At 43.2% G+C, this 25,932-nt stretch carries 21 protein-coding genes; 13 read left to right on the top strand and 8 right to left on the bottom strand.

Annotated elements, in window-relative coordinates; all coding sequences use genetic code 11:
• Window positions 1–27: 27 nt before the first annotated feature.
• Window positions 28–1,284, top strand: a complete 1,257-nt coding sequence (locus PSF11_RS16680) for a valine--pyruvate transaminase (protein ID WP_053110242.1) — start codon at window positions 28–30, stop codon at window positions 1,282–1,284.
• A 281-nt stretch (window positions 1,285–1,565) separates the two neighbouring features.
• On the opposite strand, the gene PSF11_RS16675 is transcribed toward PSF11_RS16680, so the two are convergent.
• A complete protein-coding gene (locus tag PSF11_RS16675) occupies window positions 1,566–3,224 on the bottom strand; it encodes a putative transporter (protein WP_004923717.1) in 1,659 nt (552 codons plus the stop codon).
• A 347-nt stretch (window positions 3,225–3,571) separates the two neighbouring features.
• On the opposite strand from PSF11_RS16675, the gene PSF11_RS16670 reads away from it, so the two are divergent.
• On the top strand, window positions 3,572–3,931 hold the full coding sequence (locus PSF11_RS16670) for a YceK/YidQ family lipoprotein (RefSeq protein ID WP_004923714.1): 360 nt from the start codon (window positions 3,572–3,574) through the stop codon (window positions 3,929–3,931).
• A 263-nt stretch (window positions 3,932–4,194) separates the two neighbouring features.
• Here PSF11_RS16670 and PSF11_RS16665 read toward each other — a convergent pair whose 3' ends face one another.
• A complete protein-coding gene (locus PSF11_RS16665; RefSeq protein WP_004923712.1) occupies window positions 4,195–5,523 on the bottom strand; it encodes a DUF3748 domain-containing protein in 1,329 nt (442 codons plus the stop codon).
• Window positions 5,524–5,649: 126 nt separating this feature from the next.
• Here PSF11_RS16665 and PSF11_RS16660 point away from each other — a divergent pair, with 126 nt between their 5' ends.
• Window positions 5,650–6,264: a trimeric intracellular cation channel family protein gene (locus PSF11_RS16660; protein ID WP_004923710.1), complete on the top strand. Its 615-nt coding sequence runs from the start codon at window positions 5,650–5,652 to the stop codon at window positions 6,262–6,264.
• A 20-nt stretch (window positions 6,265–6,284) separates the two neighbouring features.
• On the opposite strand, the gene ligB is transcribed toward PSF11_RS16660, so the two are convergent.
• On the bottom strand, window positions 6,285–7,997 hold the full coding sequence (gene ligB, locus PSF11_RS16655; RefSeq protein WP_072502593.1) for an NAD-dependent DNA ligase LigB: 1,713 nt from the start codon (window positions 7,995–7,997) through the stop codon (window positions 6,285–6,287).
• Window positions 7,998–8,409: 412 nt separating this feature from the next.
• Here ligB and gmk point away from each other — a divergent pair, with 412 nt between their 5' ends.
• The 6 genes from gmk to PSF11_RS16625 all read left to right on the top strand — a co-directional run bounded on the left by gmk (window position 8,410) and on the right by PSF11_RS16625 (window position 14,935).
• Window positions 8,410–9,033, top strand: a complete 624-nt coding sequence (gene gmk / locus PSF11_RS16650) for a guanylate kinase (protein WP_004923701.1) — start codon at window positions 8,410–8,412, stop codon at window positions 9,031–9,033.
• Window positions 9,034–9,090: 57 nt separating this feature from the next.
• Window positions 9,091–9,366 carry a DNA-directed RNA polymerase subunit omega gene (rpoZ, locus tag PSF11_RS16645; protein WP_004262665.1) on the top strand — a complete coding sequence of 92 codons (276 nt, stop codon included), beginning with the start codon at window positions 9,091–9,093 and terminating at the stop codon, window positions 9,364–9,366.
• Between the two features lie 19 nt (window positions 9,367–9,385).
• A complete protein-coding gene (gene spoT / locus PSF11_RS16640; protein ID WP_004923698.1) occupies window positions 9,386–11,503 on the top strand; it encodes a bifunctional GTP diphosphokinase/guanosine-3',5'-bis pyrophosphate 3'-pyrophosphohydrolase in 2,118 nt (705 codons plus the stop codon).
• A gap of 2 nt (window positions 11,504–11,505) precedes the next feature.
• Window positions 11,506–12,219 (top strand): tRNA (guanosine(18)-2'-O)-methyltransferase TrmH, encoded by a 714-nt coding sequence (trmH, locus tag PSF11_RS16635; protein ID WP_040132696.1) that lies wholly within the window; start codon window positions 11,506–11,508, stop codon window positions 12,217–12,219.
• Window positions 12,220–12,229: 10 nt separating this feature from the next.
• On the top strand, window positions 12,230–14,311 hold the full coding sequence (gene recG / locus PSF11_RS16630; RefSeq protein ID WP_040132695.1) for an ATP-dependent DNA helicase RecG: 2,082 nt from the start codon (window positions 12,230–12,232) through the stop codon (window positions 14,309–14,311).
• A 75-nt stretch (window positions 14,312–14,386) separates the two neighbouring features.
• Window positions 14,387–14,935: an NADPH-dependent FMN reductase gene (locus PSF11_RS16625; protein ID WP_004923693.1), complete on the top strand. Its 549-nt coding sequence runs from the start codon at window positions 14,387–14,389 to the stop codon at window positions 14,933–14,935.
• 88 nt (window positions 14,936–15,023) lie between these two features.
• On the opposite strand, the gene gltS is transcribed toward PSF11_RS16625, so the two are convergent.
• Window positions 15,024–16,238, bottom strand: a complete 1,215-nt coding sequence (gene gltS, locus PSF11_RS16620; protein ID WP_004923688.1) for a sodium/glutamate symporter — start codon at window positions 16,236–16,238, stop codon at window positions 15,024–15,026.
• Window positions 16,239–16,473: 235 nt separating this feature from the next.
• Here gltS and PSF11_RS16615 point away from each other — a divergent pair, with 235 nt between their 5' ends.
• Window positions 16,474–17,856 (top strand): uracil-xanthine permease family protein, encoded by a 1,383-nt coding sequence (locus tag PSF11_RS16615; protein ID WP_004923685.1) that lies wholly within the window; start codon window positions 16,474–16,476, stop codon window positions 17,854–17,856.
• A gap of 114 nt (window positions 17,857–17,970) precedes the next feature.
• A complete protein-coding gene (locus tag PSF11_RS16610; RefSeq protein WP_072502594.1) occupies window positions 17,971–19,740 on the top strand; it encodes an AsmA family protein in 1,770 nt (589 codons plus the stop codon).
• A 49-nt stretch (window positions 19,741–19,789) separates the two neighbouring features.
• Here the strand turns inward: PSF11_RS16610 and fabY are convergent, their stop codons facing one another.
• From fabY to PSF11_RS16590, 4 genes are all read right to left on the bottom strand, one after another.
• Window positions 19,790–20,713, bottom strand: coding sequence for a fatty acid biosynthesis protein FabY (fabY, locus tag PSF11_RS16605; protein WP_004923676.1), 924 nt, complete (start codon window positions 20,711–20,713; stop codon window positions 19,790–19,792).
• Between the two features lie 22 nt (window positions 20,714–20,735).
• Window positions 20,736–21,173, bottom strand: coding sequence for a D-aminoacyl-tRNA deacylase (dtd, locus tag PSF11_RS16600; protein ID WP_004923673.1), 438 nt, complete (start codon window positions 21,171–21,173; stop codon window positions 20,736–20,738).
• A 60-nt stretch (window positions 21,174–21,233) separates the two neighbouring features.
• Window positions 21,234–21,848 carry a glucose-1-phosphatase gene (gene yihX, locus PSF11_RS16595; RefSeq protein WP_004923670.1) on the bottom strand — a complete coding sequence of 205 codons (615 nt, stop codon included), beginning with the start codon at window positions 21,846–21,848 and terminating at the stop codon, window positions 21,234–21,236.
• 91 nt (window positions 21,849–21,939) lie between these two features.
• Window positions 21,940–22,860: a LysR family transcriptional regulator gene (locus tag PSF11_RS16590; RefSeq protein WP_072502595.1), complete on the bottom strand. Its 921-nt coding sequence runs from the start codon at window positions 22,858–22,860 to the stop codon at window positions 21,940–21,942.
• 270 nt (window positions 22,861–23,130) lie between these two features.
• Between PSF11_RS16590 and PSF11_RS16585 the strand changes: the two genes are divergently transcribed.
• Both PSF11_RS16585 and PSF11_RS16580 read left to right on the top strand, forming a co-directional pair.
• The gene (locus tag PSF11_RS16585) at window positions 23,131–24,456 is read left to right on the top strand and encodes a M20 family metallo-hydrolase (RefSeq protein ID WP_072502596.1); all 1,326 of its coding nucleotides are present in this window, start codon (window positions 23,131–23,133) and stop codon (window positions 24,454–24,456) included.
• Window positions 24,449–25,897: a M20 family metallopeptidase gene (locus PSF11_RS16580; RefSeq protein ID WP_004923660.1), complete on the top strand. Its 1,449-nt coding sequence runs from the start codon at window positions 24,449–24,451 to the stop codon at window positions 25,895–25,897. The genes PSF11_RS16585 and PSF11_RS16580 overlap by 8 nt, the downstream gene beginning before the upstream one ends.
• Window positions 25,898–25,932 lie beyond the last annotated feature (35 nt).

Raw genomic sequence — 25,932 nt, 5'->3', positions numbered from 1 at the left:
CCTACTTAACATATGTGAATAAATGAGATGATATTTTCTAAATTCGGTAATAAATTCGCACAAAATTCAGGTATATCAACATTAATGAAAGACTTGAATGATGGCTTGAGAACTCCCGGTGCAATTATGCTGGGTGGTGGGAACCCTGCTCATATCCCTGAGATGGATGCCTATTTCCAAACACTATTAGCAGAAATGTGCGCCAACGGTAAATTAACGGATACTTTGTGTAACTATGACGGCCCACAAGGTAAAGATGCCATGTTGAAAGCGCTAGCAGCAACCCTAAAAGCAAAACTAGGCTGGAATATTAGCGCCAAAAATATTGCCCTATCCAATGGCAGCCAAAGCGCGTTTTTCTACCTATTTAACTTGCTTGCTGGTCGTTTTGAAGATGGCATCACTCGTAAGGTACTATTCCCACTAGCCCCCGAATATGTTGGCTATGCCGATTCAGGGCTAGATGACGATCTATTTGTGGCAAATAAGCCACAAATTGAATATTTACCGAATGGTCAATTTAAATATCACGTTGATTTTAATACATTAGAAGTAACTGATGATATTGGTGTTATCTGTGTTTCACGCCCAACAAACCCTACCGGTAACGTGATAACCGATGAGGAAGTGGAGCACCTTGATAAACTGGCAAAGCAACACAACATTCCATTACTCATTGATAACGCTTATGGAGTTCCTTTCCCTGGCATTATTTTTAGTGAAGCGACGCCATTTTGGAATGAGAATGTCATTCTGTGTATGAGCTTGTCTAAGCTAGGGTTACCCGGTACTCGTTGCGGTATTATCATCGCGAATGAAGAGATCATTGAAGCGGTGAGTAACATGAACGGCATTATTAGCCTTGCACCGGGTAGTGTTGGCCCTGCATTAGCGTTGGAAATGTTGCAGCGGGATGATCTGATTTCTTTATCAAAAAATGTTATTGGCCCCTTCTATAAACAACGTGTAGAAGAGGTTATCCGCATTATCCGTCGCTATATTCCTGAAGATAAATGTCTGATCCATAAGCCTGAAGGTGCTATTTTCTTATGGTTATGGTTCAAAGATTTGCCGATTAATAGCTTAGAACTCTATCAACGACTAAAAAAACGCGGTGTTTTAATGGTTCCGGGACATTACTTTTTCCCTGGTCTAGAAGAAAACTGGCCACATGCACATCAATGTATGCGTATGAATTATGTGCCAGAGCCAGAAAAAATCGAGAAAGGTATTGCTATCCTTGCTGAAGAATTAGAATTGGCTTATCAAACTGTCGAATGTTAGATGTTCCTGTCGTTAGCTTGTTGTCATCCTTGTATATCAAGGATGACTGGTTAACTAACACGGTTAATAGATACCTGATACCCTAAAAATAAAAAAAAGCCCTTTTATGAATTAAAAGGGCTAAAAATTAGCGAGAACTCCGTAATCAAATATTACATTACGAATATCATTCAACTGTATTAAACCATCTTTTTAGATTATTCATCGTTTGAATAAACACCATTTTTACCTCTATATATCTAAATACCCTTCTCGCCCATCATCACTTTTAGCAACTATCGTCACAATGTCCAAAATAAAATCGCCAATAGCTGCGGTGAAATAATGCGTAAAAACATCGCTAAAGGATAGACGGTTGCATAAGAGAGAGCCGGTGCCCCACTGGTTGAATGAATATTGTTAGCAAATGCCAGTGCTGGTGGATCTGTCATTGAACCTGCCAGCACACCACACAGGCTGAGGTAATTCATCTTGCCGAAGATCCGAGCGATAAGACCAGTAATAAATAACGGAACAAAGGTGATTAATAAACCGTAGCCGATCCAAGTTAGCCCATCACCTTTAACTAAGGTATCAATAAAACCACCGCCTGAATTTAAACCGACCACGGCAAGGAACATCACAATACCGAGCTCCCGTAATGCAAGGTTAGCACTAGGCGGCATAAACCAATATAAACGCCCTATGGTGCCTATACGCCCTAAAATCAGTGCGATGACCAATGGTCCACCTGCCAACCCAAGTTTTAATGCTGCGGGGAAACCCGGAATAAAAAGAGGTATCGACCCCAACACAACACCAAGACCTATACCAATAAACACAGGTAGCATTTGTACTTGCTGTAGTTTTTGTTTGGCGTTGCCAAGCAATGCGCTAACGGCTTCAATAGACTCAGGCCTTCCCACAATATTGAGAATATCACCGAATTGCAGTACTGAATTATTATTCGCCACAAGCTCAATCCCTGCTCGATTTAGTCGAGTGACCACCACGTCATATTTCTGTTTTAAGTTCAGATCACGTAGACGTTTACTCAATACTGAATCATTTGTTACTACTACACGAACAGAGTGAAGTATTGAGCCAGATGTCGATAATGATGCATCCACCTCCTCACCAAGAATTAAACGGACTTTATTAAGGTCTTCTTTTTGCCCAACCACATGCAGTAAATCGCCTAATTGAATTTCCGTTGTAGGCTGAGGCACCATAAGCATTTCGCCTCTTTTCAATCTTGAGCAAACAATATCCTCACTTCCTAATAAAGGAATATCTTGCATCATCAAGCCATCTAAGTTGGTATTGCGAACCGCAATATTCATCGTTTGCAATGTTTCTCGCTGATGCACATTCTGGCTGCTAAAAGCTGCGGCTTCTTTATCAACACTGATCCTAAAAATGATACGGATCAACCACATTACTAGCAAAATACCACATATGCCCATCGGATAAGCCATGGCATATCCCATTCCCATTTGCCCAACCAGCGCAGGGTCCGAGCCTAAGTCAGTGAGTATTTGCTGGCCTGCACCTAAAGAAGGCGTATTCGTGACCGCACCAGAAAAAATCCCCAAAATAATTGGTAACGGAATATTGGCTAATTTGTAGATAACCGCGGTTACTACAGCACCTAATACAACAACTAATAAAGCAAAGCCATTTAGTTTTAATCCAGAAACACGCAATGATGAGAAGAAACCTGGCCCCACTTGAATACCGATAGTATAAACAAACAGGATCAAGCCAAATTCCTGAATAAAATGCAGCATGTGACCATTGAGTTGTAAACCATAGCTTTGTGCGAAATGGCCGACAATAATACCGCCAAATAATACCCCGCCGATCCCAAGGCCAACATTACGGATTTTCCAATTACCTATCCATAAACCAAGTGCAGCAGCTAACGCCAACAAACTCACAGTAAGAGCTAATTCACTCATAGACCGCTATCCTTTTGACGAAAAGTCACTTACAAAGCGTAACGTGAAAGACGATAAAACGTACAACTGAATCGATTATGTCAAATAAAAACAAAGTAATATGTGCATTAGTCCACAGTTCGTCATTTATGAAAAAGAGATTAGCTCACCGATTGATGCCAATACATATACGTATTAAACATTCAATGATATTGGTTAATATTGGTAACAAAATAGATCATTTGTTTAGACAGTTATCAATTTTTATAATACAAATTCAACAATTCATATTATGCTGTGATTGTGAATTTTTGATTTTTAGCTATTATTGTCACAGGGAAAGATAATAAATTTAAAACATAGGTTAAATGGACTATATGGCTGGACTATTGCTAAAAAGAATATTGATATGTTTTACACCATTAATACTTTCAGGCTGTTCAAGCATTATGACTCATGCAGGGCCTTCTGACGGTTATTACCCCGGCTCTAAAAACAGTATCGAAATGATTAAAGATAAAGATACTGGCTGGGTTATGCGCCCGCTATTAGCGATTGATTTACCCTTTACCGCGGTAATGGACACATTGCTTATTCCCTTAGATTATGTGAAATCTGATAGTAACTCTGAAGAGAGTTCACCTAAAAAGCGTATTGAAGCACTCGATAAACAAGCTAATACCCAAATAAATAACCACCCAGACTCTTTAGAGAGCAATCTAGAATAGCGTATTTGTTACAAGTAACATATTCAGTTAATGAGTATTAATTTTATAATTAATTACTCTTTGTTTTACTCTTTATTTGCATAATTTTTTCAGTGTTATTCTAATTAACACGATTTAATAATGATTAAATCACCGAATAAATTACTAAGATATAATTAATTAACACTATAAACACTAGCTAATTAATTATATTTCGAGTATTGAGAAGAGGCACTTTCGCCTCTTCTCTCTTACTTTATCTAGGTGGTTACCTAGCATGCGATTTAGCATCCTAAGCCTGTTTCTACAATATGAATTTGCCTATACCCCTTTGTGTCATCACGCATAAAAGCAATCAAACGGTCATCAGGTGAAAACACAACGGCGTCCGCAACGGGAGCGGTTGCACTTCGCACCGTCAATCTTTCTAATTCACCTGAAATCACATTGCAACGCATCACGCTGTTATCACAAATAAAGGCAATATGCTTGCCCTGACTATCCCAGCTAAAGGCAGATTGGATAGATGAGGAACACTGTGTAATTTGCTTAAGGCTTCCTGTCGATGTACTGGCTAACCATAACTGAACAACGCCATTATCATCCTTCATTAAACAGGCAATAAAACGGCCATCAGGCGATGAACGTAACCAGTGCCTTGGTTGTTTCGCCAGCCCTGGATATTGCCGCTCATGGGTAAATGTCAACCTACGTTGTTGAATATTTTTAGGGGGAAAAGGTAGCCGAGAATCCGTGCCTTGCAGCGGGAAATCACCTTGTTGCATAAAGGCATTCTCATCCTCGGGCAGGTCAACGATGAAGATTTCAGGAATAATTTCACCATCAAGCGAGTGAGTATCACCAATAAACGCGATTGCCCTGCTTTGCCACTGCCCATTATCTGATAAATACCCTTTTTGCCCAATCCAACCTTCTTCGTAGGCTCGGCTGATTTGATGACTGCCAAGAATCGGCTCTGGGGTTGTGTGGGAAATAACACAGCAGAAATATTCCCCGCTATACTCACGTTGATGACCTTTCGGCTCCACATTGACTGCTTTGATAGGAACAGCGATAGCAACATTACGTTGATCTAACCGGATATCTCTTTCATGCATAACATGGTCGTTATAAGTAAAACTTAACCACTTACCATCAGGACTAAAGACATGAACATGTGTTCCTCCTCTTAATGCTCCTGCAAGATAAGGTGGAGTAATACACATGGCATCAATTGAATGCGCCTCTCCTAATTTATCATCTCTAACGTATACGCCTCTGCGATGATGAAAATCGTATTGCCACTGCTCATCAGGAAATTCAGGGCCATGAATAAAGGCATAACGAGGTGGGTCTTCAGCACTTACCGTCACAACACCCACATGCGCACCATGATTAGCGCGATAGATTTCACATGGCATCTGACGCTCAATATGAATTTTTTCTATGGTCAACCCAGTAAATGAACTCGGACTAGGGCGAACATCATAAGCTATCCATTGGCTATCCGCTGTCCAAACATTAATATTTGTAAGTTGATGACTTCGCTTATCGTGCGTTATTTGAGTTTCTTTATAAGGTAATTTGCCGTTCAATCTGTTATCCTTTGACATCTCTTAATATGGGCTATCGGATTACTTTAACTAATCTATTTTGTAAGGCACTAGAAAATCTCAGTCGAGAATTTCTATAAGTAATATTACCCTTTAGCAATCACTTTAGTGTCGAATAGAATCATTATGTTATTAAGTGTTCTTTATATTATTGGTATTACCGCTGAGGCCATGACAGGCGCCCTCGCAGCCGGTCGCCGTAAAATGGATGTTTTCGGCGTTATTATTATTGCCTCAGCGACCGCCATTGGCGGAGGCTCTGTGCGCGATGTCTTGCTTGGGCACTATCCATTAGGTTGGGTTCAAAACCCCGAATATATCTTGACAGTCGCCGGTGCCGCTATCGTTACTATTTGGATCGCACCAATGATGAAACATTTACGTCGTTTGTTTCTAATTTTAGATGCGATAGGCCTTATTGTATTCTCAATTCTAGGTGCCCAAATAGCCCTTGATATGAATTATAGCCCAGTGATTGCCGCGATTGCTGCTGTAATTACCGGAGTATTTGGCGGTGTCCTTCGTGACATGCTATGTAACACCATCCCCCTCGTTTTCCAAAAAGAAGTTTATGCTGGCGTCTCATTTGCCGCTGCATGGCTGTATATTGGGCTTTTATATACCCCACTACCACAAGACATCGTCGTTATTATTACCCTCGTCGCGGGGCTAAGCGCACGGCTCATCGCCATACGTTATCGCTTAGGGTTACCCATTTTTAACTACGAAAGCCAAGACTAACGATTTAGGCCATCAAGCGGTTAGATTGATGGCCCGTTTCTTATCTCATCAATAACCTGAAATATCTCTTTGATATCCGGTGTTGAAAGCCATTGATTAAGCTTTGTTTTTTGTATGATAGACAAACCTAACCCCTCTAAAAAAAGCGTATTATTTAATAGGCTTAATTCTGTAATTAATGATAAATGTTTATCTTTTAAAGGGATCCCTAAGCCTTTTAGCCAATTCATGAGTGGTTGCTGCCCCACCAGCCTAAATTGCTCAATGATTTTCTTGGTTTTTTTAGTATTGGGTAGACTGGTTTGCCAACTTGGAGATAACCATGTTGTCAGCTTATTCAGATGGTAATGTTCTGCCCATTCACGCCAAGTAGCTTCACTAATTCCTTTTATCTTCAATTGCTTGCCTAGCCAATTTAAACGAGCAACAAACTGCTGCTCACACTGAGGAGTCATTACAAAACAGCTTAAAGCGTGAAACTGCTTAAACTGAGATAAGTCAGGGTAGGTGCGTTGTTGAAGGCGCCAAATTACCGATTCAAGTTTTGGAATACCATGCCCCGCTAGTGCCACTTGAATAGTATCACCAACCAGCAGATCCTTTTTCTGCCATGATTTCAATGAGCCTAAATAGAGCCGACTCACCTTTTTACTATCTAGTTCAACAGGTTCAATTTCCGCCACCACACTCACAGCCCCCGTTCTCCCCACGCGAAAATGGAGGTCAGTCACTTTTGAGGCGATTCGAGCATAAGGATGCTTCCAAGCTACAGACCAACTGTTGTGATTCACTTGCCATGCCGCTACCCGTGGCGTTGGAAATGACTTAAGTACAATACCGTCTGTCGCAAAAGGCATCGGCTGTTGATAGTAATAGGACTGCCATTTTTTCACTTGTGCCATAGTCGTGACTTTATGGCTATATTGCTGAGTAAGTGGAAACCCTAAATTTGCCAGTTGCCGCCATTGCTCTTCGGCTTTCCCCACTCCCTCTGGCCATGCCCAAATAAAGACATCAATATTGGCCTCAGGGGTTACAAGCTTACTTTTGCGCATTAACCACCCTGCAACTTGATTTCTGGCATTAACCCCACCACTGGCTTGTTGCCTATGATCTTTTAGCCGCCAAAATAGCTCTCCTTGTAATATAAGCTGTGGTTGTGATGTCGGTAGTTGCTTGGGGATAGCTGGAATAAAATCCGCCTTATCACGCCATTCAAGCCCCTCAATACCATTTCCACGACTGATCATTGAAACCAATTTCCCTTGTTGATAAACCAACGAAATGGCAACGCCATCAACCTTCGGTTGTAGCCAGACCTCCTCCCGTGTATCTATCCATTTTCCAATATCCACTTCATTTAATTTTTTTAAGCCCGTATGCACAATAGGATGCTTGGCTGTGCGCGAATGAGGTGGCAAATGGATAGGCGGTAATTGCCCAGACAAATTTTGGCACTTTTGCCATTGTTGCCATGTATTCAGCAGTTGATCATATGTTTCATCTGTTACGGGGCTATTCCCCGATAAACGGTATAGACGGTTCCATTGCTGCAATTGCTCACCCAATTTTTGGCTCTCTTTTTTTAACTCATCCTGACTCAATGTTGAGCATTGGTGGGGATAAAAAAGCCGTGTTGCATCGGCTGACACATAGCTACAGTAAAAACTCAGTACCACAAAGACGTATTGAGCAGCCAGCCCTCTTTTTTCCTGAACAAATCCCTTTTGCATAAGCTGTCCTTATTCCTTTAGTTATCCCTTCAGATTGCACATCGATCCTGACGCGATAATCCAAAACTATCAGCTTAATTTCGATACTTCTGCAAAACATTTCGCAAAAAGAGTGTACTTTGCATCAATAAAAAAATATTTTCTGGAACGGCTTCGCAATTCATCTATTTCTTAAATAAATTGCGCTGTATACTCTAGATAATTTGAGATGCAATAAGAAATGAATCGCTATCAGCGCACTGCCGTTTGCCGTTCGCGTTAATGAATATCATCAAGAATATGGCAGCTTAAAGAGAAACAAGCATGCTTCATGCTTGATTGATAACGCTGCATGTTGGTGTAAGTCCGTGTATACTATGTGGGGTTTATCATTATCATTTATGTTTAACCCTCGATTATTCAAGAAACCATCATGATACAAGGCACATTATATATTGTTTCTGCGCCAAGCGGTGCAGGTAAGTCCAGCCTGATCCAGGCGTTGTTGAAAACACAACCGTTGTATGACACTCAAGTTTCAGTCTCTCATACAACAAGAGCTGCACGCCCCGGTGAAGTTCATGGTGAGCACTATTTCTTTGTATCCGAAACTGAATTTTTGGCAATGGTCGAAAATAATGAGTTCTTAGAGCATGCCTGTGTCTTTGGCAACTACTATGGTACTTCACGGCCGATCATTGAAGAAGTCCTCAAAAGTGGGGTTGATGTTTTTCTCGATATTGACTGGCAAGGTGCGCAACAGATTCGTGCCGCCATGCCAGAAGCACGTAGTATCTTTATACTACCGCCATCAAAAGATGAGCTTTATCGCCGTTTGCGAGGTCGTGGCCAAGACAGCGATGAGGTCATTGAGAAACGCATGTCACAAGCTGTTGGCGAAATTGAACATTACAATGAGTACGACTATCTCATTGTAAATGATGATTTCAATACCGCATTGAGCGATTTGCAATCGATTATTCGCAGCGAACGCTTAAGATTGGAGCGCCAAGTCCAGCGACATGATGCTTTAATCAGCAAATTACTGGCAGACTGAGCATAGTTTCAGTATCATATCAGGTCATTTTTTTATTTCTTTTGGAGTAGCACATTTATGGCACGCGTAACGGTTCAAGACGCTGTAGAAAAAATTGGTAACCGCTTTGACCTTGTACTGGTCGCGGCTCGTCGAGCTCGTCAGTTGCAAACTGGCGGTAAAGATCCTTTAGTTCCTGAAGAAAACGATAAATATACAGTTATCGCACTACGTGAAGTAGAAGAAGGTTTAATTAACGGTCACATACTGGATGTACGTGAACGTCAAGAACAGCAGGAGCAAGAAGCGGCTGAAATGCAAGCAGTTTCTGCTATCGCTGAAGGTCGTCGCTAATTACTAAGGTGGGTCTGCCTTGTATCTGTTTGAGAGCCTAAATCAAGTAATTCAGAAGTATCTTCCCGAAGAACAGATTGAATTACTGAAAAAAGCCTATGTTGTCGCACGGGATGCCCATGAAGGACAAACCCGTTCAAGTGGTGAGCCTTATATTACTCATCCCGTTGCTGTGGCCTGTATTCTTGCCCAAATGCGTTTGGATCATGAAACATTAATGGCAGCGCTACTTCATGATGTCATTGAAGATACTCCAGCGACATTTCAGGATATAGAAGAGCTATTTGGCACCATAGTTGCGGGGCTTGTTGAAGGTGTGTCTAAATTAGATAAACTCAACTTCCGCGACAAAAAAGAAGCTCAAGCAGAAAACTTCCGCAAAATGATCATGGCGATGGTTAAAGACATTCGCGTCATTTTGATAAAACTGGCAGACCGCACTCATAACATGCGCACGCTTGGGTCGCTTAGGCCTGATAAGCGTCGGCGCATTGCAAGAGAAACGCTGGAAATCTACAGCCCTCTTGCGCACCGGTTAGGTATTCACCACATCAAAACTGAGCTAGAAGAGCTGGGCTTTGAGGCGTTATATCCAAACCGTTATCGCGTTATTAAAGAAGTGGTCAAAGCCGCCCGTGGCAACCGTAAAGAGATGATCCAAAAAATCCTCTCTGAAATTGATGGTCGCCTTACTGAAGCGGGTATTCCCTGCCTAGTCAGTGGCCGAGAAAAACATCTTTACTCTATTTATCGTAAAATGCACCTTAAAGAGCAGCGTTTCCATTCCATTATGGATATTTATGCGTTTAGGGTGATCGTAAAAGATGTTGATACCTGCTACCGCGTCCTCGGGCAGATGCATAACCTCTACAAACCGCGTCCCGGTCGTATTAAAGACTATATTGCCATCCCCAAAGCCAATGGTTACCAATCACTGCACACGTCATTAATCGGCCCACATGGTGTTCCCGTTGAAGTGCAAATTCGCACTGAAGACATGGATCAAATGGCTGAAATGGGGGTTGCAGCCCATTGGGCATATAAAGAGCAAGGCGAACAAGGCACTACCGCTCAAGTTCGTGCTCAACGCTGGATGCAAAGTTTACTTGAACTACAACAAAGTGCGGGAAGCTCTTTTGAATTTATCGAGAGTGTTAAGTCTGACCTCTTTCCTGATGAAATTTATGTGTTCACACCGGAAGGCCGTATTGTTGAGTTACCGACAGGCGCAACCCCGGTCGATTTCGCCTATGCCGTCCACACGGATATCGGTCATGCTTGCGTAGGTGCTCGGGTTGATCGCCAACCTTACCCACTTTCTCAGGCTCTCACCAGTGGTCAAACGGTTGAAATTATCACTGCCCCTGGTGCAAGGCCGAATGCAGCTTGGCTCAATTTTGTTGTCAGCTCAAAAGCGCGCGCGAAAATCCGCCAATTATTAAAGAACCTTAAACGAGAAGATTCCATCAATTTGGGCCGTCGCCTATTGAATCATGCGCTCGGGGCGGGTTGTAAACTCAACGATGTGCCACAAGCGAATATCGATCTTGAATTAGCACGCATGAAGCTCAATTCAATTGATGACTTACTTGCTGAAATTGGTTTGGGTAATGCGATGAGCGTTGTTGTGGCGCGTAATTTACAAAGTAATCCACAGACTGCACCTGAAGATGAGCCTGTCGTGACGACACGCAATAAGCTCTCCATAAAAGGGGCTGATGGCGTTCTTATTACCTTTGCGAAATGTTGTCGCCCTATCCCAGGCGACCCCATTGTGGCTCATATCAGCCCCGGTAAAGGGCTTGTTATTCATCACGAGTCTTGCCGTAACATCCGTGGCTATCAAAAAGAGCCTGACAAATTTATGGCTGTAGAGTGGGATAATGATACCGATACCGATTTTATTGCTGAAATCAAAGTCGATATGATTAACCATCAAGGGGCCCTTGCCAATTTAACAGCTGCCATTAATGATGCTAACTCAAGCATTCAGAGCATGAATACCGAAGAAAAAGATGGGCGAGTTTATTGTGCCTTTATCCGCCTAACGACGAAAAATCGCGTTCAATTAGCCAACGTGATGCGTAAGATCCGGATCATGCCTGATGTGTTACGTGTTAGCCGGAACCGTAATTAACGATGAATGAACGCCGCTATCGCCGCATTTGCCAAATGATGGCGATGCGGCAACCCGATCTCACCATATGCCTTGAAGAAGTTCACAAACCCCACAACGTTTCAGCGATCGTACGTAGTGCAGATGCCGTTGGTATCCATACCATTCATGCTATTTGGCCTGACCAACAAGTCAAACTCTCTGTCTCTTCTGCTGCGGGCAGTAACAGTTGGGTCAATGTGATTTCACACCCATCAACAGAGGCTGCTATTAGCCAATTAAAATCACAAAACATGCAAGTGCTTGTCACCCATTTGTCTGAACAAGCCGTCGATTTTCGTGAAATTGATTATACTCAGCCGACCTGTATTATGGTGGGACAAGAGAAAAAAGGGATATCAGCAAAGGCGCTTGAGCTTGCTGATAAGCACATTATCATTCCAATGGTAGGGATGGTGCAGTCTCTGAATGTCTCTGTGGCTTCCGCCTTGATCCTCTATGAAGCACAACGCCAACGGCAGCTTGCAGGAATGTATTCTCGAGAAACCAGCCTTCTTTCTGAGCAAGAGCAGCAGCAGTGGCTATTTGAAGGTGGCTATCCCGTCCTTGCAGAGGTTGCCAAACGTAAAGGCCTACCTCGCCCCTATATTAATGCACAAGGGCAAATAGAGGCTGAAGAGTCTTGGTGGGCACAGATGCAGTTAACCGAAAAAATGAAAAAACGACAGTTAGGTTAAGGAAGGAATAATGAACAGTGGGCTGCTTGATACCATTTCACTGACGACTCTACACGGCGTAGGGGCTAGCCAATCGGAAAAATTAAGCAAGATAGGCCTAAATACCGTTCAAGATTTATTGCTGCATCTTCCACTTCGTTATGAAGATCATACTCGCCTTTACCAAATCCGCGATCTTTTACCGGGCACAACCGCGACTATCGTTGGTGAAGTGCTCCAAACAAAAGTGGTGTTTGGTCGTAAGCGAATGATGACCTGCTTAATTACCGATGGTACAGGGAATTTAACATTACGTTTTTTCAATTTTTCTGCTGCCATGAAAAATAGCTTAGCAGAAGGCCGCCATGTTATTGCATATGGTGAAGTCCGTCGTGGCAATACTGGGCCTGAAATTATTCATCCTGAATATAAAGTATCCCAAGATACCTCAAATATCTCACTGCAAGAAAACCTAACGCCCGTTTACCCTACAACCGAAGGGGTAAGACAAGCAACACTGAGAAAGTTAATTGAACAGGCTTTGAAGCTGTTAGAAGGGGGGCAGATCAAAGAGTTGCTACCGGAAGAGCTTAGTCGTGGCTTAATCAGCCTCCCAGACGCGATCCGCCTTTTGCATACTCCCCCCCCTGATGTGGCATTAAGTGAGCTTGAGAAAGGGCAGCACCCGGCTCAAAAACGTTTGATATTAGAAGAATTGCTCGCACACCATTTAAGCATGTTAGCCATTCGAGCCGGTCACCAACGCCTCTATGCTCAACCAATGGTGATCACAGGTCAATTAAAGAGCCAATTTTTGGCAAGCCTACCGTTTACCCCAACCCATGCACAAACACGGGTTGTCGGCGAGATAGAGCAAGATCTGATTAAAGATGCACCGATGATGCGCTTAATTCAAGGTGATGTTGGCTCAGGAAAAACTCTGGTCGCGGCTCTCGCTGCATTATCTGCCATTGAAAATGGCAAACAAGTGGCTTTAATGGCTCCCACCGAGATTTTGGCTGAGCAACATGCCAATAACTTCAAATTATGGTTTGAGCCTTTAGGCATCAATGTGGGCTGGCTTGCAGGGAAACAAAAAGGTAAAGCGCGCGAGCAGCAACAAGAGGCTATCGCCAAGGGTGAAGTGAGTATGGTTGTTGGTACACATGCCCTGTTCCAAGAGCATGTGACGTTTAAAGCTCTTGGACTGGTCATTATTGACGAGCAGCACCGATTCGGTGTTCACCAGCGCCTCGCTCTACGTGAAAAAGGTGAACAACAAGGTTTTCATCCTCACCAACTTATCATGACCGCAACGCCTATCCCTCGCACACTGGCGATGACCGCTTATGCCGATATGGATACCTCTATCATTGATGAGCTGCCTCCTGGACGAACTCCGGTAACGACAGTCGCCATTCCAGATACACGGCGTAAAGATATTATTGAACGTGTCAGGCAAGCTTGTATTGATGAAGGGCGCCAAGCCTATTGGGTATGTACTTTGATTGATGACTCCGATGTATTAGAAGCACAAGCGGCACAAGCGACGAGTGATGAATTAGCATTAGCGCTACCTGAATTGAAAGTGGGATTAGTACATGGACGCATGAAACCGGCTGAAAAGCAAAGCATTATGGCGGCATTTAAAAATAATGAGATTCAGCTACTGGTTGCAACTACCGTTATCGAAGTGGGTGTTGATGTTCCAAATGCGAGCTTAATGATCATTGATAACCCTGAACGGCTTGGCCTAGCCCAATTGCACCAATTAAGAGGACGTGTTGGTCGCGGCGCAGTCGCCTCCCACTGTGTGCTTCTCTATAAAACACCGTTGACCCATACGGCAAAACAGCGGTTACAAGTACTGCGTGATAGCAATGATGGTTTTGTTATTGCTCAAAAAGATCTGGAAATTAGAGGCCCCGGGGAGTTATTAGGTACTCGGCAAACGGGGAATGTCGATTTTAAAGTCGCCGATTTGTTACGTGACCAATATATGCTGCCTGAAGTACAACGTATCGCGCGCCATATTCAGCAGAACTATCCTGAAAATGCCAAATTAATTATTGAAAGATGGCTACCTGAACGCGAGCAATACAGCCAAGCTTAATTCAATCATAACTCGATAAATACCTTAATATTTATTGTAAAAATTAAAAGTCATAGCAACAAGGGATAGTGGAACATGAAGATACAAATCTTAATTGGTAGTGTTCGACAAACACGAATAGGACCTCAGATAGCACGCTGGGTTAAGGATGTTGCCGAGAAAAAATACCCTACTGAAATCCTTGATCTCAGAGATTGGCATTTACCAATGGATGATGAGCCCTATCTCCCCGCCGAAGGAATATATACCCAAGAGCATACCATTGCTTGGAGCAAAAAAATCGCTGAAGCCGATGCTTATATTTTTGTTTTCCCACAATATAACTGGGGCTATCCCGCTGCACTAAAAAATGCGATAGACCATTTGTATAAAGAGTGGAACAACAAACCTGCCTTAATGGTCAGTTATGCCAATCGAGGTGGAGGAAAAGCTGCGGAGCAGTTACAACAAGTGTTGCAAGGCATTCATATGCGTACTACAGAATCTCATTTAGAAATTAAACTCTCTGAAGTTAATTTCTCACCTTCCAACAGTGATGCCTCTTACCCTGAAACACTTTGCCACTATGAAAATGCGCTAATTTCAGCGCTAAATCAGCTGAGCCTGTTACACACATCACGCTAATTGCATCATTTTGTACCCTATAAACGAAAATTGCCGTGAATAAATTCACGGCAATACCTGCTATTTACCTTTATATATTTTTTATCTGTTATCCAGCCACTGATGGGAATACGGGTAACATTAGATATAGTTTGATCACAATCGCGTTAACGATATCAATAAAGAATGCGCCAACCATTGGAACAACTAAGAATGCAAGGTGTGATGGACCAAATTTGTCCGTGACCGCTTGCATGTTCGCGATTGCTGTTGGCGTTGCACCTAGGCCGAAACCACAGTGCCCTGCCGCCAATATCGCCGCATCATAGTTTTTACCCATCACGCGGAAGGTAACGAAAATAGCATAACCCGCCATCACACAGGCTTGGACTGCCAAAATAATCAGCATAGGAATCGCTAAAGATGCCAGTTCCCACAACTTCAGGCTCATCAGAGCCATCGCAAGGAATAGGGAAAGGCTAACGTTACCAACAACAGAAACCGCGCGGTCAAACACGCGATAAAAGCCCGCTAAAGATAGGCTATTACTTAAGATAACCCCAACAAATAACACACAAACGAATTTAGGAAGTGCAAAGGCAGTATCTGCCAGTAAGCCAGCAATAAAACTCCCCGCCATCAAACAAATCGCAATTAATGCAATAGTTTCAATCAACACCATAGAGGTGATCATTCGGCCTGATTGCGGCTTCTCAAATGCTGTTGGTACATCTTTATCATCTTCAGCAGTGCCTGGCGTTGGAATATTACGGATTAAGAAACGTGCAACTGGCCCACCAATGAGCCCGCCAAGCACAAGACCGAATGTTGCACATGCCATCGCAACTTCAGTCGCACTTTGGAAACCATAGCTATCTGTAAAGATTTTACCCCAAGCAGCCCCTGTACCATGACCACCAGATAAAGTGATAGAGCCAGCAAGCAGCCCCATTAGCGGGTCAAGGCCAAGTAATTCGGCTAAGGCAATACCAACCGTATTTTGTACTAATAGTAAACCTACAACGACAAAAATGAAAATAAACAGTGCTCTACCACCAGCTTTCAAGCTGGCTAAGTTTGCGTTTAAACCAATCGTGGCAAAGAATGCCAACATCATAGGTTCTTGTAATGAAAGGTCGAAAGACAAGCTCCAATCAAATACTTGCTTGATCACCAATAAGCTAAAAGCGACCAGCAACCCGCCTGCAACAGGCTCCGGGATAGTATATTTTTCGAGGAAAGGAACTGATTTTACAAGCTTACGTCCGAGCAATAGCACAAGGGTAGCAGCCACAAGCGTACCGTAGACATCGAGATGATACATTTATGTACCTCGTCTGTTGTTAATATTATTTAAAACTAGTAAGACGTTAATTTCTTCCTTAAAACGCCAAAAGCAGGTTCCTGAATTAGAAAAAAAATCGGAGATAAACACAAGTTAAAACATATAAAAATGTGACATTCCTTATCTAACTATAAAGAAATATTTTTCGCGCAAACGATTGCTTTTTTACGTGGTCGCTTTACAATGCGTTTTTTGTTGGCAGAGAAATACCAAAATGACCACCGAAGCATCTCAAAGACAGGCCGTTGAAGTCGAGCCAAAAAGTGAACTCATTTACCGTTTAGAAGATAGGCCACCACTCCCTCAGGCGTTGTTTGCTGCGGGTCAGCACCTTCTCGCCATGTTTGTGGCCGTCATTACCCCCGCAATGCTTATTTGCCAGTCATTAGGGCTACCCGCCCATGATACACAGCGCATTATCAGTATGTCACTGTTTGCTTCGGGTATTGCTTCCTTAATTCAGATCCGTGCTTGGGGGCCTGTTGGCTCCGGGCTATTATCTATCCAAGGCACCAGTTTTAACTTTGTTGCACCTTTAATTATGGGGGGTGTTGCACTCAAACAAGGTGGCGCTGATATCCCCTCAATGATGGCGGCACTGTTTGGCACACTGTTGGTCGCAGCACTCACTGAAGTTGTTTTATCGCGTTTTCTGCATTTAGCACGTCGAGTGATTACCCCATTAGTATCTGGCGTGGTAGTCATGATCATTGGGCTGTCACTGATCCAAGTCGGTCTGACTTCTATTGGTGGCGGGCACAGCGCAATAACTGATAATACCTTTGGCTCCCCCGATTATTTGCTACTGGCAGGTATTGTGTTGGCTGTCATTATTTTACTCAATCGCCAAAAAAACCCTTACTTACGCGTCGCCTCTTTGGTGATAGCTATGGCAATCGGCTATCTTGCGGCTTGGTGGATGGATATGCTTCCCACAACTCAAGACACCGATAGCACACAATCCGTGATCACCATACCTGAACCTTTCTATTATGGATTATCCTTTGATTGGAACTTGCTGATCCCACTCATGCTCATTTTTATGGTGACCTCTTTAGAGACAATTGGCGATATCACCGCGACCTCCGATGTCTCCGAGCAACCTGTGCGCGGCCCCATTTATATGAAGCGAATTAAAGGCGGAGTGTTAGCAAATGGTTTGAACTCCATGGTATCTGCTGTATTTAACACCTTCCCTAACTCCTGCTTTGGCCAAAATAATGGCGTGATCCAGCTTACTGGCGTGGCAAGCCGCTACGTGGGTTATATCGTTGCTTTAATGTTGATCCTATTAGGGGTATTTCCTGCTGTCGCCGGCTTTGTTCAACAAATTCCTGAGCCTGTTTTAGGCGGTGCCACCATTGTGATGTTCGGTACGATTGCAGCTTCTGGTGTGCGTATTGTTTCCCGTGAACCCCTCAACCGCCGTGCAATTATGATTATCGCCTTATCGCTTGCGGTCGGTATGGGGGTTTCACAACAGCCACTTATTTTACAATTTGCCCCTGATTGGCTGAAAACACTCTTTTCATCCGGCATTGCCGCAGGGGGTTTAACCGCAATTGTTCTGAATTTAATTTTCCCTCACGAAAAGTAACCTGTCATTTACCGCCAGAGTTGAATACACTGGCGGTTATTCTGTATTCTATCTTGATAATTTATCCATCAGCGCATTTACCCATCAGTCCAATTATGGAGGGGCAGATAAACCATGAGGTGGTTAACCAAGCTCATCATAGCGCTTCTGCTACTGTTCTTACTCGCCGTGATATTCACCTATGCAGGGTTGCAAACACGCTGGGGTGCATCCTACGCTAGCCATTTTTTAAGTAAATTCACCGATTTTGATATTGATGTTGGTATCATGGGGCATGAGTTTTCGAATGCGGGTGAATTTGTTTTCCAAGACGTAAAAATCGCTTCGCGTAATCAAGACATGACACTGGATGCGAAACAAATTGTTGTCGATGTTAATTGGCGGAATCTGTTTAGCGGTACCGCAATTCGTCGCTTCGTGATCACACAAGGTAATTTAGCGGCGACGACCTCAGAAACGTCAACGCCAATTCCATTGAGTGCAAATATCCTCCAGTTTGAAAATAGCAATATCCAGCTAAACCAAGCAGAAAATCGCCTTCAAGTTTCTGGGTTCACAGGTGGCATCACACCATGGCAGCCAACCACAAACCATCCGTTTGGTTATGGTGATTTCCGCTTCACCACTAAACAGTTAGATATTAATGAATTGCCCTTAAAAAATGTTGCAATCACAGGGAAGCTTCAAGAGAATTTCACTGAATTTACCGATGCCAGCGGCTATCTTAATAATGGCTACATCACAGGCTCAGGAAAAGCATTAGCAGACGGTTCTATCACCATTAATTCTTTAGCGATGGATAAAGTTGGCTGGCAAAATAGCATTCCCTTTGACTCATTGCGTGAAGCAATCGAGAGCCAACGCACTATCTTATTAAAAAATGTTGCGCTAACTAATGTTGATCTCCAAGGTAAAGACTGGGCAATCTCAGGGCTTAATACTGAAATTGACCATATCAACTGGGTGAGGGGAAGTTGGAGCAGTCCTAAGAGCCATATTAACTTTACTGTTAATCAATTGGTTATCAAGGATCAACAGGTCGATACACTGATTGGTGATCTCAATATTCAGGGCGATAACCTCAACATTGAAAAGCTTTCAGGTTATTACTATAAAGGGGTATTTAGCCTTAATGGTGTGTGGCAACGTAACGACCAAACCCTTACCCTCAATGACGCAAAACTAGCCGGTATTTTATACACCCTGCCTGAAAATTGGTTGCAATTTTTCAGTCAACCTTCTCCTAATTGGCTATCAGGGCTGACTATCAAACAGTTTACCCTATCTCAATCATTGCTTATGAATATCGACTCTCGTTTCCCATTCGAATTGACTGCGCTCAGTGGCAACGTAGAAAATGTGAGTCTTATTAAGCAAAAACAGTGGGGAATTTGGAGTGGTAAAGCCTCATTCAATGCAGATAGCGGAACGGTTAATCAAGTTATGATACGCCGGCCTTATATGGATTTACGCCAAAGTGGGCAAGCCTCTGCTGCGGCTTCATTAACTGCCAGCACTGATAAAGGGGTTGTGAAGGTAGGTCTATTGGTGAAGCAGTCACCTAAAAAAGTGCCATTTTTACTGCGAGCTTCAGGTACGAATGTCGACCTTTCCGTCCTAAATCAATGGGGCTGGCAAGGCTTTCCACCTCAAGTCATTGGCGATTTTGATACATCACTACAAGGGGATTTATTAGCGCCATCCTTAGCAAAAAGCGTAAATGGTGAATTAGTCGCTACTCCACTGCAAGGGAAGCAAATGTATCGGACTGTGGTGAACGGTGTTGTTACCTCTTCTGTTGAGAGTGATGCGCCCCCTACCGAGTCACAACCTGTTGGCTCTCTACCAACGAACGATCAGCTCCCAGCGCTACTTACGCAATAATAGAAAGGCAGGCCAATCATCTCATTGGCCTGCCTCTCAATCGCTATCATCAAGATGATTTTATGGTCTTTTCCACCGGTAAAACCATATAGACACCGCTAAATACTGCTCCAACCTCACTGTTCGCGCCACTGACGGCTACCTCAAGTTTCACTCTCGCTTTACTTCCTCTTGCGAGACGGTCAAGGTCGCCACTCATATGTGACATATCGGCAACGGCTGTTGGCCTGCCACTAACAGGCTTGCTATAACGAATACTGGCATCCACTAAGACAATATCACCACCGAGTTGGTGCTCTTGCATGAGTAGCCAAATCAAACCCCATCCCGTTAATGTTGCCAGTGAAAATTGGCTACCTGCAAAAATTGTTTCATGGGGGTTTTGGTTACCCGCTTCAGGCATCGTGGTAATAAATTTTTTCCCTGTATATTGTTCAATACGAACACCCATTTTTTCACTTAACGGGATATATTTATACCACGCTTGTTGCAGTTCGCCACACCAATCGGGTCGATGGAGGATTTGATCGAGGGTTTCAATCGGTTTAATCATTAAATAGTGGCGAACGGGTGTTTTCAGTTCACCAGCGATAAGGCCACGACTTTCAAAGCCGATCTTACTAAAGAAAGGAACGGCCTCTTCCCGAACACTCGATACAATGCGTTTTACACTTTCTTGTCGCGCAATGGACTCTAGGGCCATCAAGATGAGTTTACCTAAACCTTTACCTTGCATCACAGGATTAACAGCAAGAAAGCGGATCGCGCCTTCATTATCGGCATTAATATAAAGCCGCCCGATCGCTAAAATACGGTTTTTATCATCAACGACCATTTGATGATAAGCAGTAAGATCATAGCCATCTTTCTCAGAACCAAGAGGCTGATTAAAGGGTTTACGTAACATCTCCCAGCGGAACTGGTAATAAGCATCAAACTCAGCGTCATCTTTAGGTGCACGCAGATGGTACATAGTCTCCCCCTAAATAGTTGAATCAGACTTGCAACCAGAAAGTCACAGGACCGTCGTTGGTCAGGCTGACTTGCATATCCGCGGCAAATTGCCCTGTTTCAGTGATCACACCTTGTTGGCGACTCTGTTCAACAAAATATTCATATAGCTGTTCAGCGCGTGCAGGCTCTGCTCCCCCTGAAAAGCTGGGTCTCATCCCTTTTTTCGTATCTGCTGCCAATGTAAATTGCGAGACAACTAACAAATGACCGCCAGCTTGTTGAACATTCAGGTTCATTTTTCCCTGTTCATCACTAAAAATTCGATAACCAAGTACTTTCTCACACAGCCGTTTTGCTTTTTGTTCGTCATCATCTTTTTCAACGCCGAGTAAAACAAGTAACCCAGAACCGATTTGACCAACAACTTGCTCATTCACAACAACTGCTGCATGAGCGACTCTCTGTATTAATGCAATCATGGTAACTCTATAAAAATATGGAGTAACGGTTTAGGTTACTCCACGGTGATAACTCATTAATTATTCGACTTCAGCGTTGAAGTCATAAGTACGAAAATATTCAGGTACAGTGTCTTTGTTAACGACATGAACACCTTTGATACCTAGCGCTTCGGCAGCCTTAATATTGTCCTCAACATCATCAAAGAATATGGCATCTGCCGCGTCAAACTCTTCAGATTCCAGAACATATTGGTAAATGGCTGGATCAGGTTTGCGCATCCCCAAGTCTTGAGATAGGTAGAGGAAATCAGAGGAGGCTGCAATTTCAGGGTAATGTTCAGGCCAGTAATCAAGGTGTAGGCGGTTGGTGTTAGATAAAACAACAACACGATGCCCTTGCTCACGTAGGCGCTCCATTATATCAATAACTTCTGGGCGCACCGACATAAAGATAGCGTGCCAGCCTTCCGCAAACTCTTCAAAACTGAGTGTAATGCCGAGTTCTTCGCATAGCATTTCAGCAAATTCAATATCTGAAATTTTGCCACACTCATGTTGTTGGAAGATATTCCCAAAAGTAAACCGTGATTTGATCTGCTCAGAAGGCGTACCGCTCAGCTCTGACCATTTATCAAAAACACGATTAAAGTCGATATCAATAATCACATTACCCATATCGAAGATATACAGCATACCGTTTCCTCGTTGTTATTAACTAAATTCACTTTAATCATAATTCATACAACTGAACAGCCCTAATTGCAGATTATTTGTTGTTTTTTTATTAATAAAGGGTGCTATCGTCTCTATCATGACAATAGATTCGAAACAGTCGAGCTAGATGCTCCCCTGCTGGCGACAAGGTATGATCCCGCCGTTGCACCAGCGCAAAAGTTGCATAAGGCAATTTTTCAGCCAAATCTAGTGCGATAAATTGCTGGTCAAATAAAGGGTCATCAATTGTATCAACAGAGACAATCGTCAAAAAATCGCTTTGTGCCACCAAGCTCATGCAGCCAATTAATGTTTCACATGTCACACTAAAGCTCATTGGTCTCTCCATTCTGGAGAACACTTCAGAAAGCTGCTTATAATAAGTGCCTTTCGGTGTCGGCATTGTCCAGTCACAATTTGCTAATTGCTCTAATGACGTAGCATGCCTCATCGGGTGATCTTTACGCATGATCACCTTATATTCTTTGCGCATTAACCTTTCAAAATTAAATTCAGCATCCAAACTACCGGGGTAATAAGTATTCACCGTAAAATCTAATTCACCTTGGCGTAATTGCGGCAACATCGTCAATAATTGCCCTTCCATGATACGGATCTTGATATTGGGAAAGTCACGATGAAATTGAATAATGACTTTTGGCATCACTGAACGTGCAATACTCCCTGCGACACCAATATTAATCGTACCGCTGGATAACCCAATGCGCTGCTGTATTTCCTCTTGCCCTACACGTAACTCTTCCAAAATAATACTGGCACGACGTAAAAAACTTTCTCCACAATCCGTTAAATAGATCCCTTGATTACTACGAATAAATAATTTTGCTCCCAAAGAGCTTTCTAATTCACGAATGGATTTGGTCAATGCTGGCTGAGAAAGCTGTAAAAAACGGCTTGCCGCCCTAATGCTGCCATGGCGACTCACTTCAACGAATGCCCTCAATTGATTCAACTTTATTGGCAAAGCCATATTAGCCCCTGATAACCATTAATTATATAGACAAAGATAATCGTATCTTTTTTACCCTATTTTGATTGTGTACAGTCAACTTTTGATAATAACAAATAATTAACATAACTACTTATTAACTATTTTTTAATTATTAAAACAATCAAATGCAGCATATTAAATTAGTTTAAAAATATTAAATAAAATTTAATTTTATTTAAATTGAATCGTTCTGGGTATTTATACCGAGCCACTCCCACTTTATCGTGATAACTAAAAGAGATAACAATTATGGAGATTTCTTTAAATAACGCTATTGGATCCATCACACATCAATTACAAATTTGGCGGCGTGATTTTCATCAATATGCCGAATCCGGTTGGTTTGAATTTCGAACTGCAACATTAGTTGCTGATGAGCTGGACCGCCTTGGCTACCAATTACAACTAGGAAAGGAGGTCATCAACGCTGAAGATCGTATGGGGCTTCCCTCACCACAGCAATTGGCAGAGCAAGAAAAACGAGCCATTGAGCAAGGCGCGCTAACCAAATGGCTTCCCTATTTTTCAGGAGGATTTACGGGGATCGTTGCGACGTTAGATACGGGTAAACCGGGGCCTACACTGGCGTTTCGTGTTGATATGGATGCGTTAGATCTGAATGAAGATCTCACTGAGCAGCATCGTCCACACGCAGAAGGCTTCTCTTCTTGTAATGCCCATATGATGCACGCCTGTGGTCACGACGGTCATACCGCCATTGGCCTCGGTTTGGCACATATCTTGAAGCAATTTCAAGCACAACTGACTGGTCGTATCAAAATTATTTTCCAGCCTGCCGAAGAAGGAACCCGTGGAGCAAAATCAATGGCAACCGCTGGCGTTGTGGATGATGTCGATTTCTTTGTCGCCATACATATCGGCACTGGAGTGCCTAAAGGGGAATTAGTGTGTGGCAGTAAAAGTTTTCTTGCGACCACTAAATTTGATGTCACTTTTCAAGGGAAAGCCGCACATTCAGGAGCAAGACCAGAAGATGGCAAAAACGCATTAGTTGCCGCCGCTCAGGCCACACTGGGTCTATATGGTATTCCTCGGCATAGTGAAGGTAGTTCTCGTATCAATGTTGGTGTACTCAATGCAGGAATTGGACGTAATGTCATTGCTGATCACGCATTAATGAAAGTTGAGACGCGCGGCGAAACGAATGATATTAATGAGTTTATGTATCAAAAAGCCCTCAATATCATTGAAGGTGCCGCCAAAATGCAAGATGTTGAGTTCAACATCAAATTAATGGGCGCTGCACAAAGTAGTCATCCTAGCCCGCAATGGGTCGATTTCATTATGCGTCTAGCACAGAACAATATTTCTGAGCTGACTTCCGTTATTAAAGATAAACCTCAAGCAGCAGGTTCAGAAGATGCAACCTACTTTATGGAGCGCACCAAAGCACTTGGTGGGCAAGCAACCTATATGATTTTCGGTACTGAGCTTAGCGCAGGGCATCACAATGAACGTTTTGATTTTGATGAAGATGTTATGCCTGTTGCCGTCAAAACCTTAGCCACTATTGCGCTTTCGCTACCTGAATTTGGAGATCACCCTAATGAGTAACGCATTCACATCATTCATCAATCATTATATTGAACAGAATCGCGCACGTTTCACCCAATTAAGCGATGCGATTTGGGATCATCCAGAAACCCGTTTTGAAGAGACCTTCTCGGCTGGGCTACTCGCTGATGCACTGGAGCAAGAGGGCTTTACTGTAGAAAGAGGGGTGGGCGATATTGATACCGCATTTATTGCCAGCTTTGGCTCCGGCGCCCCTGTGATAGCGCTGCTGGGTGAATTCGATGCGCTTGCTGGTTTAAGTCAGCACTCCGCTTGTAGCCATCCTAGCCCCGTTATTGAAAACGGTAATGGTCACGGTTGTGGGCATAATTTATTGGGAACTGCCGCATTAGCTGCCGCCTTTGCCGTAAAAGCTTGGATAGAGGAAAACCAACTACCAGGTACAGTACGTTTCTATGGCTGTCCGGGTGAAGAAGGCGGCTCAGGTAAGACTTTTATGGTAAGAGAAGGCTTATTTGATGATGTAGATGCGGCGGTAACATGGCACCCTGAATCATTTAGTGGTGTTTTCAATGTTCAATCCCTCGCCAATATTCAAACTGCATTTCGCTTCAAAGGCATTGCAGCACACGCGGCAAACTCTCCACATTTAGGCCGTAGCGCACTTGACGCGGTTAGCCTAATGAATGTTGGTGTTCAATTTTTACGTGAACATATTATTCAAGAAGCGCGCATCCACTATGCAGTCACGAATACGGGAGGCGCTTCCCCTAACGTCGTTCAAGCAGATGCCGAAGTTTTGTATCTGGTTCGTGCACCACAGCTAGACCAAGCTCAAGATATTTATCAACGAGTTATTGATATCGCTAAAGGCGCAGCTTTAATGACTGGTACACAATTAGAGATCCGACTCGATAAAGCATGCTCAAATTATGTTCCTAATCGCACTATTGAAAAAGCGATGTATCAGCATATTACCCATTACGGTATTCCTGAATACAGCGAGCAAGAGCGCCAATTTGCAGAAGAGATCCATGCCACCTTAACCAAAGATGATTTGCACAACGCAAAACTGAATGCCGCGCGTAGTGGTGGTGAACAAGCGATAAAATGGGGTGAGCGCCAAGGTAACAAGGCTCTGACGGATGAAGTTTTACCCTATGTTGAATCAAAAGAACTGATGTATGGCTCAACGGATGTGGGGGATGTCAGCTGGGTCACACCAACGGCACAATGCTTTAGCCCTTGCTTTGCATTCGGCACACCTCTGCATACATGGCAATTGGTTGCGCAAGGAAGAACATCTATCGCCCATAAAGGCATGCTATTAGCAGGGAAAATTATGGCAGCTACCGCCGTTGATCTACTCACAACACCGAACTTACTCGCACAAGCAAAAAGTGAGTTCCAACGTCAACGTGCTCAACAACCTTACCACTGCCCAATTCCCCCTGACGTTAAGCCGTCTAAATTGCAGTAATTTTGTATTGGCGGGTCAATAACAATCACAAATCC

The sequence above is a fragment of the Providencia sp. PROV119 genome (assembly GCF_028482435.1).
Lineage (GTDB): Bacteria > Pseudomonadota > Gammaproteobacteria > Enterobacterales > Enterobacteriaceae > Providencia > Providencia stuartii.
This window is presented reverse-complemented; position numbering and strand designations above follow the sequence as displayed.

Coding starts and splice junctions, on each gene's coding strand:
- PSF11_RS16680 (WP_053110242.1), top strand. CDS start 28: ATGATATTTTCTAAATTCGGTAATAAATTCGCACAAAATTCAGGTATA.
- PSF11_RS16675 (WP_004923717.1), bottom strand. CDS start 3,224: ATGAGTGAATTAGCTCTTACTGTGAGTTTGTTGGCGTTAGCTGCTGCA.
- PSF11_RS16670 (WP_004923714.1), top strand. CDS start 3,572: ATGGACTATATGGCTGGACTATTGCTAAAAAGAATATTGATATGTTTT.
- PSF11_RS16665 (WP_004923712.1), bottom strand. CDS start 5,523: ATGTCAAAGGATAACAGATTGAACGGCAAATTACCTTATAAAGAAACT.
- PSF11_RS16660 (WP_004923710.1), top strand. CDS start 5,650: ATGTTATTAAGTGTTCTTTATATTATTGGTATTACCGCTGAGGCCATG.
- ligB (WP_072502593.1), bottom strand. CDS start 7,997: ATGCAAAAGGGATTTGTTCAGGAAAAAAGAGGGCTGGCTGCTCAATAC.
- gmk (WP_004923701.1), top strand. CDS start 8,410: ATGATACAAGGCACATTATATATTGTTTCTGCGCCAAGCGGTGCAGGT.
- rpoZ (WP_004262665.1), top strand. CDS start 9,091: ATGGCACGCGTAACGGTTCAAGACGCTGTAGAAAAAATTGGTAACCGC.
- trmH (WP_040132696.1), top strand. CDS start 11,506: ATGAATGAACGCCGCTATCGCCGCATTTGCCAAATGATGGCGATGCGG.
- recG (WP_040132695.1), top strand. CDS start 12,230: ATGAACAGTGGGCTGCTTGATACCATTTCACTGACGACTCTACACGGC.
- PSF11_RS16625 (WP_004923693.1), top strand. CDS start 14,387: ATGAAGATACAAATCTTAATTGGTAGTGTTCGACAAACACGAATAGGA.
- gltS (WP_004923688.1), bottom strand. CDS start 16,238: ATGTATCATCTCGATGTCTACGGTACGCTTGTGGCTGCTACCCTTGTG.
- PSF11_RS16615 (WP_004923685.1), top strand. CDS start 16,474: ATGACCACCGAAGCATCTCAAAGACAGGCCGTTGAAGTCGAGCCAAAA.
- PSF11_RS16610 (WP_072502594.1), top strand. CDS start 17,971: ATGAGGTGGTTAACCAAGCTCATCATAGCGCTTCTGCTACTGTTCTTA.
- fabY (WP_004923676.1), bottom strand. CDS start 20,713: ATGTACCATCTGCGTGCACCTAAAGATGACGCTGAGTTTGATGCTTAT.
- dtd (WP_004923673.1), bottom strand. CDS start 21,173: ATGATTGCATTAATACAGAGAGTCGCTCATGCAGCAGTTGTTGTGAAT.
- yihX (WP_004923670.1), bottom strand. CDS start 21,848: ATGCTGTATATCTTCGATATGGGTAATGTGATTATTGATATCGACTTT.
- PSF11_RS16590 (WP_072502595.1), bottom strand. CDS start 22,860: ATGGCTTTGCCAATAAAGTTGAATCAATTGAGGGCATTCGTTGAAGTG.
- PSF11_RS16585 (WP_072502596.1), top strand. CDS start 23,131: ATGGAGATTTCTTTAAATAACGCTATTGGATCCATCACACATCAATTA.
- PSF11_RS16580 (WP_004923660.1), top strand. CDS start 24,449: ATGAGTAACGCATTCACATCATTCATCAATCATTATATTGAACAGAAT.